The organism is Corynebacterium sp. HMSC076G08 (genome assembly GCF_001811515.1).
GTDB classification, from domain to species: domain Bacteria; phylum Actinomycetota; class Actinomycetes; order Mycobacteriales; family Mycobacteriaceae; genus Corynebacterium; species Corynebacterium hiratae.
This window is the reverse complement of sequence record NZ_KV805007.1, coordinates 49514-63831: the sequence shown is the minus strand read 5'-3', so window position 1 is coordinate 63831 and position 14318 is coordinate 49514. Positions and strand designations below refer to the sequence as shown.

Annotated in this window: 12 protein-coding genes; 6 read left to right on the top strand and 6 right to left on the bottom strand. The window is 63.1% G+C overall.

What is annotated here, in order from left to right; genetic code table 11:
- Positions 1 to 5: 5 nt before the first annotated feature.
- Positions 6 to 572 carry a molybdenum cofactor guanylyltransferase gene (locus HMPREF2806_RS00335; RefSeq protein ID WP_049155084.1) on the top strand — a complete coding sequence of 189 codons (567 nt, stop codon included), beginning with the start codon at positions 6 to 8 and terminating at the stop codon, positions 570 to 572.
- On the opposite strand, the gene HMPREF2806_RS00330 is transcribed toward HMPREF2806_RS00335, so the two are convergent.
- Together HMPREF2806_RS00330 and HMPREF2806_RS00325 are read right to left on the bottom strand one after the other, a co-directional pair.
- The gene (locus tag HMPREF2806_RS00330; protein WP_070515569.1) at positions 559 to 1938 is read right to left on the bottom strand and encodes a multicopper oxidase domain-containing protein; all 1380 of its coding nucleotides are present in this window, start codon (positions 1936 to 1938) and stop codon (positions 559 to 561) included. The genes HMPREF2806_RS00335 and HMPREF2806_RS00330 overlap by 14 nt on opposite strands.
- Complete coding sequence (locus tag HMPREF2806_RS00325) at positions 1919 to 3118, bottom strand: beta-carotene 15,15'-monooxygenase (RefSeq protein WP_070515567.1); 1200 nt, start codon at positions 3116 to 3118, stop codon at positions 1919 to 1921. The genes HMPREF2806_RS00330 and HMPREF2806_RS00325 overlap by 20 nt, the downstream gene beginning before the upstream one ends.
- A gap of 93 nt (positions 3119 to 3211) precedes the next feature.
- Here HMPREF2806_RS00325 and HMPREF2806_RS00320 point away from each other — a divergent pair, with 93 nt between their 5' ends.
- The 4 genes from HMPREF2806_RS00320 to HMPREF2806_RS00305 all read left to right on the top strand — a co-directional run bounded on the left by HMPREF2806_RS00320 (position 3212) and on the right by HMPREF2806_RS00305 (position 6788).
- Positions 3212 to 3472: a DUF2249 domain-containing protein gene (locus HMPREF2806_RS00320; RefSeq protein ID WP_049155089.1), complete on the top strand. Its 261-nt coding sequence runs from the start codon at positions 3212 to 3214 to the stop codon at positions 3470 to 3472.
- A 22-nt stretch (positions 3473 to 3494) separates the two neighbouring features.
- Positions 3495 to 4217, top strand: a complete 723-nt coding sequence (locus tag HMPREF2806_RS00315) for a molybdate ABC transporter substrate-binding protein (RefSeq protein ID WP_070515565.1) — start codon at positions 3495 to 3497, stop codon at positions 4215 to 4217.
- A 9-nt stretch (positions 4218 to 4226) separates the two neighbouring features.
- A complete protein-coding gene (locus tag HMPREF2806_RS00310; protein ID WP_232745216.1) occupies positions 4227 to 5972 on the top strand; it encodes an ATP-binding cassette domain-containing protein in 1746 nt (581 codons plus the stop codon).
- A gap of 117 nt (positions 5973 to 6089) precedes the next feature.
- A complete protein-coding gene (locus tag HMPREF2806_RS00305; RefSeq protein ID WP_049155094.1) occupies positions 6090 to 6788 on the top strand; it encodes a helix-turn-helix transcriptional regulator in 699 nt (232 codons plus the stop codon).
- A gap of 5 nt (positions 6789 to 6793) precedes the next feature.
- On the opposite strand, the gene thrB is transcribed toward HMPREF2806_RS00305, so the two are convergent.
- The 4 genes from thrB to argS form a co-directional block, all read right to left on the bottom strand.
- The gene (gene thrB / locus HMPREF2806_RS00300; RefSeq protein ID WP_070515561.1) at positions 6794 to 7717 is read right to left on the bottom strand and encodes a homoserine kinase; all 924 of its coding nucleotides are present in this window, start codon (positions 7715 to 7717) and stop codon (positions 6794 to 6796) included.
- Between the two features lie 17 nt (positions 7718 to 7734).
- Complete coding sequence (locus HMPREF2806_RS00295; RefSeq protein WP_049155096.1) at positions 7735 to 9060, bottom strand: homoserine dehydrogenase; 1326 nt, start codon at positions 9058 to 9060, stop codon at positions 7735 to 7737.
- Between the two features lie 151 nt (positions 9061 to 9211).
- Complete coding sequence (lysA, locus tag HMPREF2806_RS00290) at positions 9212 to 10549, bottom strand: diaminopimelate decarboxylase (protein WP_070515559.1); 1338 nt, start codon at positions 10547 to 10549, stop codon at positions 9212 to 9214.
- Positions 10550 to 10561: 12 nt separating this feature from the next.
- A complete protein-coding gene (gene argS, locus HMPREF2806_RS00285) occupies positions 10562 to 12223 on the bottom strand; it encodes an arginine--tRNA ligase (protein WP_046648913.1) in 1662 nt (553 codons plus the stop codon).
- Between the two features lie 236 nt (positions 12224 to 12459).
- Between argS and HMPREF2806_RS00280 the strand changes: the two genes are divergently transcribed.
- The gene (locus HMPREF2806_RS00280) at positions 12460 to 14112 is read left to right on the top strand and encodes an L-lactate permease (RefSeq protein ID WP_070515557.1); all 1653 of its coding nucleotides are present in this window, start codon (positions 12460 to 12462) and stop codon (positions 14110 to 14112) included.
- Positions 14113 to 14318: the final 206 nt, after the last annotated feature.

The following is a 14318-nucleotide window of genomic DNA, read 5'->3' as shown; positions in this document are numbered from 1 at the left end:
GAACAATGTCAGGTGTCATTATTTTGGCGGGTGGGCGCGGCACACGCATGGGTGGTGTGGACAAGGCAAGTATCATCCTCGCCGGTGAGCGCCTCATCGACCGCCTCCTGCGCCAATTGCCTTATGATGCGCCGGTGGCGGTTGTCTCGCCCTACCACTTGGGCATGCCCCAAGTATGTGAAAAGCCCCTTTTCGGCGGGCCAGCCGCGGGAATCGCCGCGGGCCACGCCGCGCTGGCTGGTGCCGCAAAGTCCACGACCGCCATCTTGGCCGTCGATGCCCCAGATTCCCCACAGATGCTGCCTGCCCTCGAACAGGCATTAGAAAGCTCCGGTGCTGATGTCGCAGTGGCCACACTCGATGGGCTCCCGCAGCCGCTGTGCGCGCTGTGGCGCACCGAGGCCCTCACCCGCGCGCTGGAGGAGCTCAGAGATCCACGCAACAAGCCGGCCATGCACTTACTGAGGCTCGCGGGCACCATCGCCGAGGTCGAGGCAACGCCCGCAGTGCGCGATATCGACACCTTGGACGAGCTACGAGCGCGGCGCGAGCGACTTGCTACTCAACGATGAATTGGCCGTGCTGGCCCTTCTCCGCATTCGTCATCAGGTGATTAACAAAGGAATAGGTCCCCGGCTCGTTGAAGGTCATCTCCACAAATCCACCCTGGGCCGGCAAGAGGTCCAGCGCCTGGGAACCGGAATCCTTCGCGCCCTTAATTAGGTAGGCGCCTTCCTTATACACGGTGTCGAATTGCTCGCCCACGACATGGAAGCTCAATGGCAGATCCGGGCCGAGGTTGACCAGCCAAATGCGCACGGTATCGCCCACCTTGGCGCGCAGCGGGGCTAAGCCCTCGTCATATTGGTTGGGATAGTAGTTGAAGGCGGTGAGGTCATAATCGCCGTCGCTGACTCGCTGCGCATCCGCACCCTCTGCTTCTTTGCCCGCGGAGGCCAGAAAAATCTCGTTTGCCGTCATGACGTACTCCGCATCGACGTCTGCGAGGGCATCCTCGCCGCGCGGATCGATGATCACCGCTCCTGCCATGCCGTTGGCAATGTGCAGACTCATCGGCATGGTCGAGCAGTGATACATCCAGATACCCGCCCTGTGAGCCACGAATTCATAGGTCAGCGATTCGCCCGGCTGGATGGTCTTCATGTTCTCATCCGGGTTGACCTCCCCAGCGTGAAAGTCCACCGAGTGCCCCATCGAGCCCTCATTCTTGATGGTGATGCGGAACGTATCCCCCACCTTGCCGCGCAGGGTTGGACCGGGCGCCTGCCCGTTGAAAAGCCACCGGGTTTGGCGCACTCCCGGGGCAACTTCCATCTCCTCCTCCGTCATCACCCACGTTTCCTCATGAAGGTCACCTTTGGCAGGGGCAAGGGAAGCATCAAAAGCCTCAAATCCTTCGCGAGCTGCCATGCGCTCGGCAGCCGAGGGCACCTTCGCCGGGGCACCAGCAGAGCCCGTGCTTTCCGACGCCCCCGCATGATCATGCCCACTCGAAGCGGAGTCATCGGCGTTGACCATGAACGTCATGCCCTGCATCTTGTGGCCGGCGATCGTGCAATATCCTTCGATGGACTCCTCGATGACCCCGGCATCCAGCTGCACGGTCTCGCCCGGTTCTACCCGTCCGGTCTCCTCGCGTCCGATCTTCAGGTCATGTACCTGGTCGCCGGTGTTGGTGAAGTTCACTACGAGGTGACTGCCCGCGGCCACGTCAATGGAGGACGGGACAAAGGCCATGCCGTCCACGGAGACGTCAACAGTCACGGCGTCGGCGGATGCCACCGTAGCTGGGTCTTGCCTGCCCGTGGCCGAGTTGAACACCGCCAGCCCAATGACGGCGAGAAGCGCCACGATGATAATGAGCCAGGATGCCCATTGCTTCTCAGAATGCTCCTGTTTAACGGGCGCGCTTGACATGAACTTCTCCTTGGGATGATGCGAGGGCCCACACTAGGGCCACAATATTGGCGATGAGGCCAAGCCCCATCATGATAAGCCCGGCCACGGACGCACTGACAATGCCGAGGAGGCTGAGCGCACCGCCGAGGTTGATAAGCGCCACGCGCAACAACCCCGGAAGGTGTCCACGCGCGGGACGGACTGCCCCGGCCAGGATGGGCAGCATGTGGTGAAGCACCCCGGTCACCAGCTGCAGCAGGCCGGCACCGACGAACGCTGGCATGAGTAGCAACGTGACTGCACGTGGGTAGGCCCCTGTGATGGTGGCCGCGGCGTCACCGGCGCAGAGAGCCACCATCCATACCAGGCCCGCCATCGCGGACACGCTTGCCGTGGTCTTCTCGCCGCCAAGCGCGCCGGCCAGCAGCGGCTGGATAATGAGCACGGCAGCAAGCACGGTGAGCAGCTGTGCCATGCCGGCGGCGCGGGTGAGCCCGGAGGCGTCGGCAAGCATGGCCGCCGCTAGGCCCACGCAATGCACGGTCAAAGCCCGGCTGCACCGCGCCCGGGCAACCGCTGAAATGGGGGTTCGGGTCAACGTGGGCAGCAGTGTAATGACCGTGCCCAGGATGGTCAGCAAGGCAAACCCCCACACCATCCCGCGTGAGTGCGCTGCTACCAATAACGAGTAGTTTCCCACCCCGTGCGCAGCCAGAATCACCAGGACTACTGAGAAGATCATGAAGCAGGCCGCCGCCAGATAAAAAGGCACGGTGACGGCGAAGGAACCAGACAATGACCCCCGGAGCTTGCCCCACAGCGCCCACAGGTGCCACGCAACGGCAGCGATGACGAGAGCGGAGCCGATATCCGAGAGCACGCCCCAGTCGTAGCCTGCGCGATCAACGAGTAGAAGAACCAGCCCCACCTGAACCAGCCCGACCCGCGCGCCGACCCCGCGAAAACCGACAGCCGGGGTGCGAGTGAGTGCCTCCGTGAAGTGAGTACTGAACACGAGGATGGCTGTAGTCAGCGCGCCGAGGGTAAATGGGTGGATAAGGTCCCACCACACCACGGGCGCTCCCCAAAAATTCGCCACTGCGATTCCCACGCCCACTGCGAACCATACGGCGACCAGGCTAAAAGCAATGGTGTGCCAGCGCCGACGAGCAGCCATGGAGACATCACGCAGAGACATATCTGACATTCTTATTTGCACGGATATAATCGTAGTAAATTAGTTGCACGGGCAGCAACGCCCGCCGCCCTAGAACTCGAAAGGGAAAATCCCATGAACTTGCCGCTTATTGACGCCTCCCAAGGCCCCTCCATCCCCACCCTCAACGCCTCCGAAATTCCCCACGCGGTGCGCCACGGCGCCATCCACGGAGCGCTGGGCACCCTCAACGTGGGCGAATCCATGATTCTCATTGCTCCCCACGACCCGCTTCCGCTGCTCAACGAAGTGGACCAGCGCGAAGAATCCTTCGACCGTGAATACCTCAAGAAGGAACCAAAGGAAGTCCATATTAAATTCACGCGGACCGCGTAAAGATGCCGTAACGTAACTGACCATGCGCCGCTTGAAAATTGCTGTCTCTGTTCTCGCCGCCGCGCTGACAGTGGCCGGCTGCACCTCGAGCTCCGACGAGCCGTTGCAGGTCTTTGCAGCGTCCTCCACGCGCGTGCTCAACGACGACCTCTCCAGTGCTTCTGAAACTCCGCTGGCCTTCAACAATGGCGGCTCTTCCGCGCTCGTTCAGCAGATCAATGAAGGAGCGCCCGCAGATCTGCTCCTTACTGCCTCTCGCGAGACCATGGAGAATGCGACTGCGCAAGGCAGCGTGGACACTCCTGTAGCCCTCGCTAGCAACGTTATGGTCATGGTCGTGCCGAAAGGCAATCCCTTAGGACTGCGCTCCGCGGCGGACTTGGATTCCTCCGCGCGCTTGGTCCTCTGCGATCCGAGCGTGCCCTGCGGTGCGATTTCCACGCGCATCATGGAGGCCAACAACTGGGATCTGCAGGCCTCCTCCCTTGAAGGCCAGGTAGCTGACGTCCTAGGTAAGGTCGCCTCCGGCGAGGCGGACGCCGGGTGGGTCTATTCCACCGATGCTGCCGGTAGCGAGGATGTCGAGGCCATTCCGCTTGACCGCGCGGAAGACTTCCGTAACGAGATCATGGGCGCGGTCGTGTCTGATTCGCCCCGACACGATGAAACCCAGGATGTCCTCAACCTCCTCGATTCGGATTTTGACAGCACCTGGGAAAAATTCGGATTTACCCCGGTGGACTAAGTGTCACGAGTGATATTGCGCGAACAGCGCCCGCGGACAACGCGGCCGGTCATCGCCGCCGGCGTGCTCGCTGCGGTCTACATCCTTGCCCCGGTGCTCGCCCTCGGGGTACGAGTGCCCTGGCCGAAGCTCGCCGACACGCTGAGCGCTCCGGCGACCCATGACCTTCTCCGCGTCAGCCTTTCCGCGGCGGCGTTGTCTACCTTGTTGTCCACGTTGCTGGGCACCTGTCTGGCTCTGTGGCTCCAGCAGCTACGCCGCGTGTCTCACCTTGTGCGGCTGGTGGTCTACCTCCCTTTGGCCATGCCTCCCGTGGTTGGCGGCTTGGCCCTTACCGCGCTGCTCGGGCGCCGCGGTCTGCTTGGCCCAGCATTGGAGCAAGCAGGGCTGCACATATCTTTTGCCTTCCCCGGCGTCGTGGCCGCTCATCTATTTGTCACCCTCCCCTTCGTAGTTGTGGCGGTGGACTCCGCACTGCGGCAGCTCGATCCTGAGGTCGTGGCTAGCGCGCGGGGCATCGGCCTGAGCGCAGGGACCATCCTTTGGCGCATCATCCTCCCGACTATCCTTCCTGCCGTGTTCACGGGCGGAGCGCTCGCTTTCGCACGCTCACTGGGCGAATTCGGAACGACGATCACCTTCGCCGGTTCCCTGCCCGGTTCTACCCGAACCATGCCGAGCGGTATCTATCTTGAGCGTGAGGTCAGCGCGGACAATGCCTATGCTCTGTCGGCCGTGTTAATCGGGATAGCCATCCTCACCCTCACCGCAGCCGGAATGCCTCTGCTACTGCGGCGCCGCCGCGAGCAGGCTGTACGCGCTTTGAAACCGATGGACCCAGATGCACTCCGCGCGGCGACTGCCCCGCTGGCGCCACCCCACGAGCTTTCCGTAACGGTCGACAACACCACCACAACTTTCCGTGGCGGGCGCGTAACCGCGGTGGTTGGCCCCAACGGCGCCGGCAAGACCACGCTGATGCGCTTTATTAGCGGGCGCTTGCAAGGAGCCCAGACTAACGCCGAGCGCGTGGTCATGCTCTCCCAAGACCCCGGGCTACCACCCACTGCCACCGTGGCTCAAGCGTTGACCATGGTGACCAAGGACACACGACGCACCCAGGAGCTTCTGAGCGCAGCCGGATTGCAGAAGCTCGGGCATGTCTCCGAGCTTTCCGGCGGGCAAGCCGCGCAGGTCGCCCTCCTGCGCGCGCTTGCCGCTCGTCCAGAGGTATTGATTGTGGACGAGCCCTTTGCCGCTATGGACGTCGAATCCGCCGCCCGGTGGCGCCACCTTCTGCGTATCTCAGCCGCTGATCGCACCACGGTCATTGTCACCCACAGCCGTGTGGACCTCGAAACTCTGGCAGACGATATCGCTGTAATGGAAGCTGGCGACATTGTCTCCCAGGGCCCTGCAGACCGACTACTGGAGCAACCTACCACCCGCTTCATGGCAGAACTAGCGGGCGTTAATGTACTGCGCGGTTCCTTCAGAGGAGACACGTTTGCTCCAGACCGCAACGGCGAACACTGGGCGGCCTTCCCTCAAACCGCGCTGTGCTTCGACCCCATTGGCGCGCAGGGCGCCACCAGTTTGAGTGCCACCATTGTGGCTGATTTGGGAAGCACTACCCTCGTTGATATTGACGGCCAACGGGTCACGGTGGGCCAGCCAGCGCGTAGAAACGCTCCCGGCCAGGTGGTGCCCGTGGCCCTCGACGCCAGCGCCCTCACGGTCTACACCCGTACTTAATCCAGTGTATTTACCCATGTCGTGAGGGAGATCTCGGTATATGTACTGACCGCAATAGTAGAAAAACAGCGGTCTGGATGTAGGATCCTCGTAGCGTTAATCAAGGAGCTACAGTCCATGTCCACATTTTCTACACAAAGTCCTCGCTCATCGACCGAGCTCTTTCCCGACACGATGAAGCTCTCCCCCAAGCAGCGCGAAGTCCTCTCGGTTTTGCAGAAGTTCCCGCAAGGAGCACGGGCCGCAGAAGTTGCTAAGAAAATGGGCATGCACGTTAACACCGCGCGCGGGCATCTGGATGAACTCGTCAACGCTGGCGCGGTGCGAGTAGTCACCGCCCCAGCGCAGGGGCGCGGGCGCCCCTCCCTGATCTTCCAAGTGCGGGTGCCGGACAACCGTTCGGTCGCGGAGGAGTACGTCACGCTGATCAGTGTGTTGATTAAAGCCCTGGCGGCTAAGGAGCAGCTCAATGATTATGCCTCAGAGCAGGCGCGGGAGCTTGGCCGCGAGTGGGCGAAGACCGCTGCCAGCAGCCATGGTGCTGAGGCGCTCGGTTCGCTTCATCGGATGATGCGCGAAATGGGCTTTGACCCAGTAACCTCAGCCGAGCAATTCGACCAGGAGGGCCGCACCGATGTGGAGCTGCACGCCTGCCCGTTTGTGACCGCCGGAGTAGAGCCCTCCCCCTTCGTCTGCGCCATCCACGATGGCTACTTGGAGCAGGCGGCGGCCGATTCCGGCGGGCGGCTGAGCCTGAAACTTATCCCCAAGTCCGGCAACGGTGTGTGCCGGATCAGCGTGGAAAAGCCCAGCTAGCTAGCCTAACCACGCTCGACGGAGACCGGCCCGGCGACCTCCAGCTCCAGTACGCGCAGGTTCTGCTCGCGGGCATCGTCGAGGATCTCTTCCTCTATGGGCTCGGTGTGCAGGACCATGACGGTGGGGCCAGCGCCCGACAGGTAGGCGGCATAGCCGCGATTGCGCAGGCGGTTGACCCACTCCGCGGTCACCGGCAGGACATCAGCGCGATAAGGCTGGTGCAGGCGGTCGCGGGTGCCCTCCCACAGCAGGTCCGGGTAAGCGGTCAGCGCCGCCACGTTCACCGCGGTGCGGGAGACGTTGAAGGCGGCGTCGGCATGCGTGACGTGCGAGGGCAGCACGCGGCGCACTGCCTGCGTCGAGGCATGGAAGTCCGGGACCAAGGCCGTGGCCTTGATGCTTGGGTGAACCTCTAAGGTGGCGGCGCGGTACTCCGGAAGCGAGCGGCCGTCGACAGGCACGGTGGTCCAGGAGACCACCGCATTGCCCAGCACGGAGGCCGCGGCGTTATCCGGGTGGCCTTCGAAGGCCGAAGACAACTGCACAACCTGCTCCTCGGAGAGCGGGAACCCAGCCAGGCCGTTGCCCGCGGCCACGCCGGCCACCGCGGCAGACGCTGAGGAGCCCAAGCCGCGGGACTGCGGGATGTTATTCGTGCACACCACGCGCAGGCCGGTGACTTCGACATCGGCGGCCTTGAGTGCGGAGCGGATGGCCTTGACCACAAGGTGGGAGCCGTCGCGCGGCAGCTCTTCGGCGCCCTCGCCGAAGATTTCTACCTCCAAGCCGGAGCGGGTGACCTCGACCTCCACGGTGTCGTAAAGGCTCAGCGCGATGCCGAGGGTGTCGTAGCCCGGGCCCAGGTTGGCCGAGGAGGCCGGGACCTGAACCGTGACCTTGGTGCCTACTTCGATATCGATACTCATTGTTGTACCTAAAACCCTTAGACGCCGAGGCGGATGACGGAGTGGACAGCCTTGACCTCATCGAGCTCGCCGAGGGCAGCGACGATATCCTCAAGCACCGCTTCCTTCGCCGCGTGGGTGACCACGATGAGGCGAGCGGTGGCATCGCCGTCTTCCTGGCGCACGGTGCGCAGGGAGACCCCATGGCGGGCAAAGACACCGGAAATGGCGGAGAGCACGCCGGTGCGGTCTTCAACTTCCATGTCGACGTGATAACGAGTTTCCACTTCTCCGAACTCCGCAATAGGTAGGTTGGCGTAGGTGTTCTCCCCCGGCGCACGGCCGCCGTGGACAATGTTGCGTGCCGCACCGATGACATCACCCAGCACAGCGGATGCCGTGGGGTTACCGCCGGCACCATTGCCGTAGAACATCAGAGAGCCAGCGGCCTCCGCTTCAACGAAGATGGCGTTGTAGGACTGGCTGACCGAAGCCAGCGGGTGCTCCTTCGGAACCAGCGTCGGGTGCACGCGGGCATTAACGGATTCCGCACCGGTCTCCTCATCGACGAGGCGCTCGCAGATGGCGAGCAGCTTGATGGAGTAGCCAGCCTGGTTGGCAGCCTTGATGTCATCCGCGGTGATCTTGGAAATACCCTCGCAGTAGACATCGTCGAAGGTCAGGCGGGTGTAGAAGCCCAGGGAAGCCAGGATGGCGGCCTTGGAGGCAGCGTCGTGGCCCTCCACGTCAGCGGTGGGATCGGCCTCGGCGTAGCCCAGGCGGGTGGCCTCAGCCAGTGCGTCCTCATAGGAGGCACCAGTGGACTCCATGGCGTCCAGGATGAAGTTCGTGGTGCCGTTGACGATTCCGGAGATGCGCTGGATCTTGTCGCCGGCCAGGGAACGGCGCAGCATGCCGACCACCGGGATGGCAGCGGCCACGGCGGCCTCGAAATAAAGGTCGACGTCAGCGCGGTCGGCGGCCTCAGCGAGCTCATCCGCATGCGCGGCCACGAGAGCCTTGTTGGCGGTAACCACGGACTTGCCGGCGTTGAGGGCCGCGAGGACGAGCTCGCGCGGGAAATCAATGCCGCCGATGACCTCGACGACGAGGTCGATATCATCGCGCAGGACAAGTGCCTTGGCGTCGTCGGTCAGTAGCTCCGCCGGCACGCCCGGGCGCAGCTTGTTCTTGTTGTGCACGGCGACGCCGCGGATCTCCACGGGGCCGCCAATGCGGTGCGCAAAAGCGTTAGCGTTTTCCTGCACGAGGCGGAAAACCTCGGCGCCCACGGTGCCAAATCCAAGCAGCGCGATTCCTACGGGTTCGCCTTCGGGTTTCTTGCTACGGTTCGTCATCGTCATGGTGTCCCCTTGTTGAAATTGCGAATGATTGTTACGTGCTAGCCCATCACTATACAGAACGAGCTGTCTATTTCTACGCGAAGTGGCCGGCACAACGCGCGACCGGCCATATCTTTGTGAATAAAATGCGGTGAGCTGTGGCAACGCCGCGCTAGTCGACGTCCAACGCCAACAAGTCCTCCACCGTTTCCCGGCGCAGCATGAGCGAGGCTTTGCCGTCACGCACGGAGACGACCGCCGGGCGCAAAGCACCGTTATAGCGCGAGGCCATCATGTACTGATAGGCACCGGTGGTGGCGAAAGCGAGGAGATCCCCGGTAGTGATATCCGAGGGGAAACGGCGCTCGTTGACCAGAATGTCGCCGGACTCGCAGTGGAAGCCCACGATGCGCGAATCTACGGGCTCGCCCTGGGTGCGGCGGTTGACCACGCGCACGTCGTACTCCGAGCCATAGAGCGCCGGCCGGATGTTATCGGACATGCCACCGTCCACGGAGAGGTAGCGGCGCATCGGCAGATCCGCCTTGCCGGTCTCCACATCCTTGACCGTGCCCACGCGGTAGACGGTGACCGCGGAGGCCCCCACCAGCGTGCGGCCGGGCTCCACCAACACGAAAGGCGGCTTGATGCCGAGCTCAGTAGCGGTGCGCTCCACGGCGTCGAGCAGGTCCTTGGCCAGCGTGGCGACGTCGAGGGCTTCCTCGTATTCCATGTAGGGAATGCCGAAGCCGCCGCCCAAGTCCAACTCCTCGAGGGCAACGCCGAGCTCGGAGTGAATGCGCTTGTACAGGCTCAGCACGCGCTCGGCTGCCAGCTTGAAACCATCGGCATTAAACACCGAGGAGCCCACGTGGCAGTGCAATCCCACGAGCTTAAGGTTCGCGGATTCCAGCACCGTGCGAGCCACCTCGAAGGCAGCGCCGGTGGACAGGGAGATGCCGAACTTTTGGTCCTCGTGAGCCGTGGCGATGAATTCGTGCGTGTGGGCATCCACGCCAGGCTTCACGCGAATCATCACCGGCTGCACGCGGCCGGCGGCCGCAGCAATGCTGTTGAGGCGCGAGAGCTCCTCCGCGTTATCCAGCACCACATGGCCAATCCGCTCGTTAACGCACAGCTCGAGGTACTCGTCTTCCTTGTTATTGCCATGCGCGGTCATGCGCTCGGGCGGGAAGTCCGCGGCGAGCGCTAGCTTGGCCTCATTGAGGGAGGCGACGTCGAGGCACAGGCCCTCCTCGTCTACCCAGCGCACGATGCGCTTGGTGATGAAAGCCTTGGAGGCGTAGTGCACGTGGTCAGGGCCGCCGAAGGCCTGGGCCATGTCCCGGCAGCGCGAGCGGAAGTCCTGTTCATCGAAAACATAGAGCGGGGTGCCGTATTCTTCGGCCAGCTCGGTCAGGGAAACGCCACCAATCGAGACCACGCCATCGGAGTCACGCGCTGCGTTGCGCGGCCACACGTGGGCCGGAAGAGAATTGAAATCAGTCATCGATACCTTTTCTTACATCTTCTCCGGTGCGCTAACCCCGACCATGGTCAAGGCATTGGCCATGACCTGGCGGGTGGCGCTGGCCAGGGCGAGGCGTGCGGAGTGAATCGGCTCGGTCTCTTCACCAGCCTTCGGCAGCACTTGGCACTGGTCATAGAAGCGGTGGAACACGGCGGCAAGCTCCTCGGCGTAACGCGCGATGCGGTGCGGTTCACGCAGCGTAGCGGCGGTGGCCACAACCTCGGGGAACTCGCCTAGGGTGCGGATGAGGTCGCCTTCCTTCTCGTGGGTGAGGAGGTCGAGGGGGCCGTCGGCAAGCGCGGCGGTGTCGAAGCCCAGCTCTGCTGCCTTGCGCAGGATGGAGCAAATACGGGCGTGGCCATACTGCACGTAGTAGACCGGGTTATCCGCCGACTGGGAAGCCCACAGGCCCAAGTCGATGTCCAGGCTGGAATCCACGGAGGAGCGCACCAGGGAGTAACGCGCGCCGTCGACGCCGATAGCCTCGACAAGGTCATCAAGGGTGATGACGGTGCCGGCACGCTTGGACATCTTGACCGCCTGGCCATCGCGGACGAGGTTCACCATCTGGCCGATGAGGACTTCGACGGCCTCCGGGTCATAGCCCAGGGCCTGGGCCGAGGCGCGCAGGCGAGCGATGTAGCCGTGATGGTCTGCGCCCAGCATGTAGATGGCCAGGTCGTGGCCGCGGTCGAACTTATCGGCCACGTAGGCGATATCGCCGGCGATGTAGGCGGCGTTGCCATCGGACTTGATGACCACGCGGTCCTTATCGTCACCGTATTCGGTGGATTTCAGCCACCATGCGCCCTCGGCTTCGTAGAGCTTGCCGTTGTCCTTGAGCTTCTGGATGGACTTCTCCACCGCGCCCGACTCGAAGAGGGAGTTCTCGTGGAAGTAGACGTCAAAGTCCACGCCGAACTCGTGGAGGGACTCCTTGATCTGGGCGAACATCATCTCCACGCCGGCAGAGCGGAAGGCTTCCTGCACGTCGGCGTCGCTGCCATCGAGAGCTGCCGGGTTCTGATCCAGCACCCCCTGCGCGATCTCCTTAATGTAATCGCCGCCGTAGCCGTCCTCCGGGGTGGGCTCGCCCTTGGCGGCAGCCACGAGGGAGCGAGCGAAGCGGTCGATCTGTCCGCCGTGATCGTTGAAGTAGTACTCGCGGGTCACCTCCGCGCCGGAGGCTTCGAGCACGCGGCCCAGCGAATCGCCCACGGCAGCCCAGCGGGTTCCGCCCAGGTGGATCGGGCCAGTCGGGTTCGCGGAGACGAACTCCAGGTTGATCTTCTTGCCCTGGTAGGTGGAGTTGCTACCAAAGTCCGCACCGGCGCTAAGGACTTGGGCCACGATGGCGCCCTGGGCAGCAGCAGCGAGGCGAATGTTGAGGAATCCCGGGCCCGCGATGGATGCTTCATCGATGGCGTCATTGCCGGCGAGGGCATCCGCCAGCCACTGCGCCAGCTCGCGGGGCTGGGTGCCGGCCTTCTTGGCCACCTGGAGTGCCAGGTTGGTGGCGTAATCGCCGTGCTCCGGGTTGCGCGGGCGCTCCACGCTCACGGTCTCCGGCAGGACGGAGGAGTCCAGCTCATGCTCGGTGAGCACGGCGGCGGCAGTGTTCTTGATCAGGACGGAAAGATCTTCAGGATTCATAGGGCCAAAGTCTATCGTCTCCGCCGCTTGGAGGCGCTACCAGGTCTCAGACGTTAGCAAGGTCACTCACCCCCATCGGGTGAACAATGCAGCACAGCGAAGCGCCAAGTTCTACCCTAAAAGGCGTTATCTGAATCGATTCAATCTTTCGCCCTCTCGCTCGGCCGAAACATGCGGTGCCGCATCCTGGGGATCTCCACGAGGACGCCAGCGGGAGCCAACTGGAATTGAGATTTATGTCAACCTTCAACATCACCACCGACGCCATTGCTGGCAACGTGGGGCTTACCGCGCTGGTGTCCACGCTGCCGCTCATCGCGTTCTTCATCATGCTCTTGGGCCTCAAGGCCCGCGCCCATACCTCGGGTGCGGTAGCGCTTCTCGTGGCACTCCTCATCGCAGTCTTTGGCATGGACATGCCCACCGGCATGGCCCTGTCCTCCGCGGTGCGCGGCGGACTCTTTGGCCTCTTCCCCATCGTCTGGGTGATCATCACCGCCATCTGGTTCTACGAAGTGACCGTGGCTTCCGGACGATTCAATGACCTGCGCAAGACCTTTGACTTGCTGGGCGATGGCGATATCCGCATCCAGGCCATCCTCATCGCCTTCTGCTTCGGTGGCCTGCTGGAGGCCCTCGCCGGCTTCGGCGCTCCCGTCGCGATTACGGCGACCATGATCCTGGCCTTGGGTGTTAAGCCGCTCAAGGCGGCCACCACGGTGCTCATTGCCAACACCGCGCCCGTGGCCTTCGGCGCGGTGGGCATCCCAGTCACCACCGCGGGCTCGGTCGGCGGGCGCACCGCCGAGCAGACCGCTGACATCGCCGCGTTGATTTCCCTCCAGGTCCTGCTCATTGCCGCCGTCGTGCCTTTCTTCATCCTCTTTATCCTTGACGGCATGCGCGGTGTTAAGGAGGCCGGCCCCGCCGCGGCCGTCATCGGCATCTCCTTCGCCATTGCCCAGTGGGCCGCGGCTACCTTCTTCGCCTACCAGCTCACCAACGTCGTGGCCTGCATCGTCTCCCTCGGCGCGGGCTTCATCTTCCTGCGTGTGTGGAAGCCCAAGGGTGTCGACAGCCTGCGCGAGCGCATGGAGCTGCCCGCCCAGGAGGAGGTCACGGATCTCAACGGCAGCCGCATTTGGATGGCCCTGCTGCCCTATGCCGTGGTCACCGCTGTCTTCGCCATCGCCACCGCATGGCCGGCCATCTTCGGCTTCCTCCAGGTCAACGTTGCCTGGCCGCTTCTCGACGGCACCGTCTTCGACGCCGAAGGCCACGCCATGGACACCGCCTTCACGTTCAACGTGCTGGGCAACCCGGGAACCCTACTGCTGATTTCCGGCATCATCGTGGCCCTTATCTACATGACCTTCAACGAGAACGGCCGCTACAAGCTGGACGCCTCCGCGCCGCTGACCAAGTTCGGCGAGGTTGTCTCCCGCATGAAGTTCTCCGCGCTGACCATCATCCTGGTCCTCGCACTGGCCTACACCATGAACTACTCCGGCCAAACCATCTCCATCGGCCAGTTCGTGGCTTCTGTCGGCGGCATCTTCGCGCTCTTCTCCCCCGTCCTGGGCTGGATCGGCACCGCCGTCACCGGCTCGGATACCTCCGCCAACGCACTCTTTGCCAACCTGCAGGTCACCGCCGCCGAGCGCATCGGCGTCAATCCGGACCTCATGCTGGCCGCCAATACCTCCGGTGGCGTTGTGGGCAAGATGATCTCCCCGCAGTCACTGGCCATCGCCGCCACCGCCGTGCAGATGGAGGGCGAGGAATCCCGCATCTTCAAGGCGGTCGTGGGCTACTCCGTCGCCTTCCTCGCCGTCGTGTGCGTCATCGTCTTCCTCATGACCAACGTGCTGGGCTTCTTGGTCCCCTAAAAGGGTTTAGCCATAAAGTTCTACACCACTAACTACCCCCAGATTCGGGCGTCTTCATCGCCCAGTCTGGGGGTTGCCTCATATCGGCCGCGACCGCTGCGACCATCACCGCACGTTAGGAATTTCACAACATTAGTGTTGCGATAAAAAGCCAGGTAGGAGGGGTAATCCCGTGTCGATAATGTGAGTTTTGGGCGGTAGGCTCA

Coding starts and splice junctions, on each gene's coding strand:
- HMPREF2806_RS00330 (WP_070515569.1), bottom strand. CDS start 1,938: ATGTCAAGCGCGCCCGTTAAACAGGAGCATTCTGAGAAGCAATGGGCA.
- HMPREF2806_RS00325 (WP_070515567.1), bottom strand. CDS start 3,118: ATGTCTCTGCGTGATGTCTCCATGGCTGCTCGTCGGCGCTGGCACACC.
- argS (WP_046648913.1), bottom strand. CDS start 12,223: ATGAATCCTGAAGATCTTTCCGTCCTGATCAAGAACACTGCCGCCGCC.
- HMPREF2806_RS00335 (WP_049155084.1), top strand. CDS start 6: ATGTCAGGTGTCATTATTTTGGCGGGTGGGCGCGGCACACGCATGGGT.
- lysA (WP_070515559.1), bottom strand. CDS start 10,549: ATGACTGATTTCAATTCTCTTCCGGCCCACGTGTGGCCGCGCAACGCA.
- thrB (WP_070515561.1), bottom strand. CDS start 7,717: ATGAGTATCGATATCGAAGTAGGCACCAAGGTCACGGTTCAGGTCCCG.
- HMPREF2806_RS00280 (WP_070515557.1), top strand. CDS start 12,460: ATGTCAACCTTCAACATCACCACCGACGCCATTGCTGGCAACGTGGGG.
- HMPREF2806_RS00295 (WP_049155096.1), bottom strand. CDS start 9,060: ATGACGATGACGAACCGTAGCAAGAAACCCGAAGGCGAACCCGTAGGA.
- HMPREF2806_RS00320 (WP_049155089.1), top strand. CDS start 3,212: ATGAACTTGCCGCTTATTGACGCCTCCCAAGGCCCCTCCATCCCCACC.
- HMPREF2806_RS00305 (WP_049155094.1), top strand. CDS start 6,090: ATGTCCACATTTTCTACACAAAGTCCTCGCTCATCGACCGAGCTCTTT.
- HMPREF2806_RS00315 (WP_070515565.1), top strand. CDS start 3,495: ATGCGCCGCTTGAAAATTGCTGTCTCTGTTCTCGCCGCCGCGCTGACA.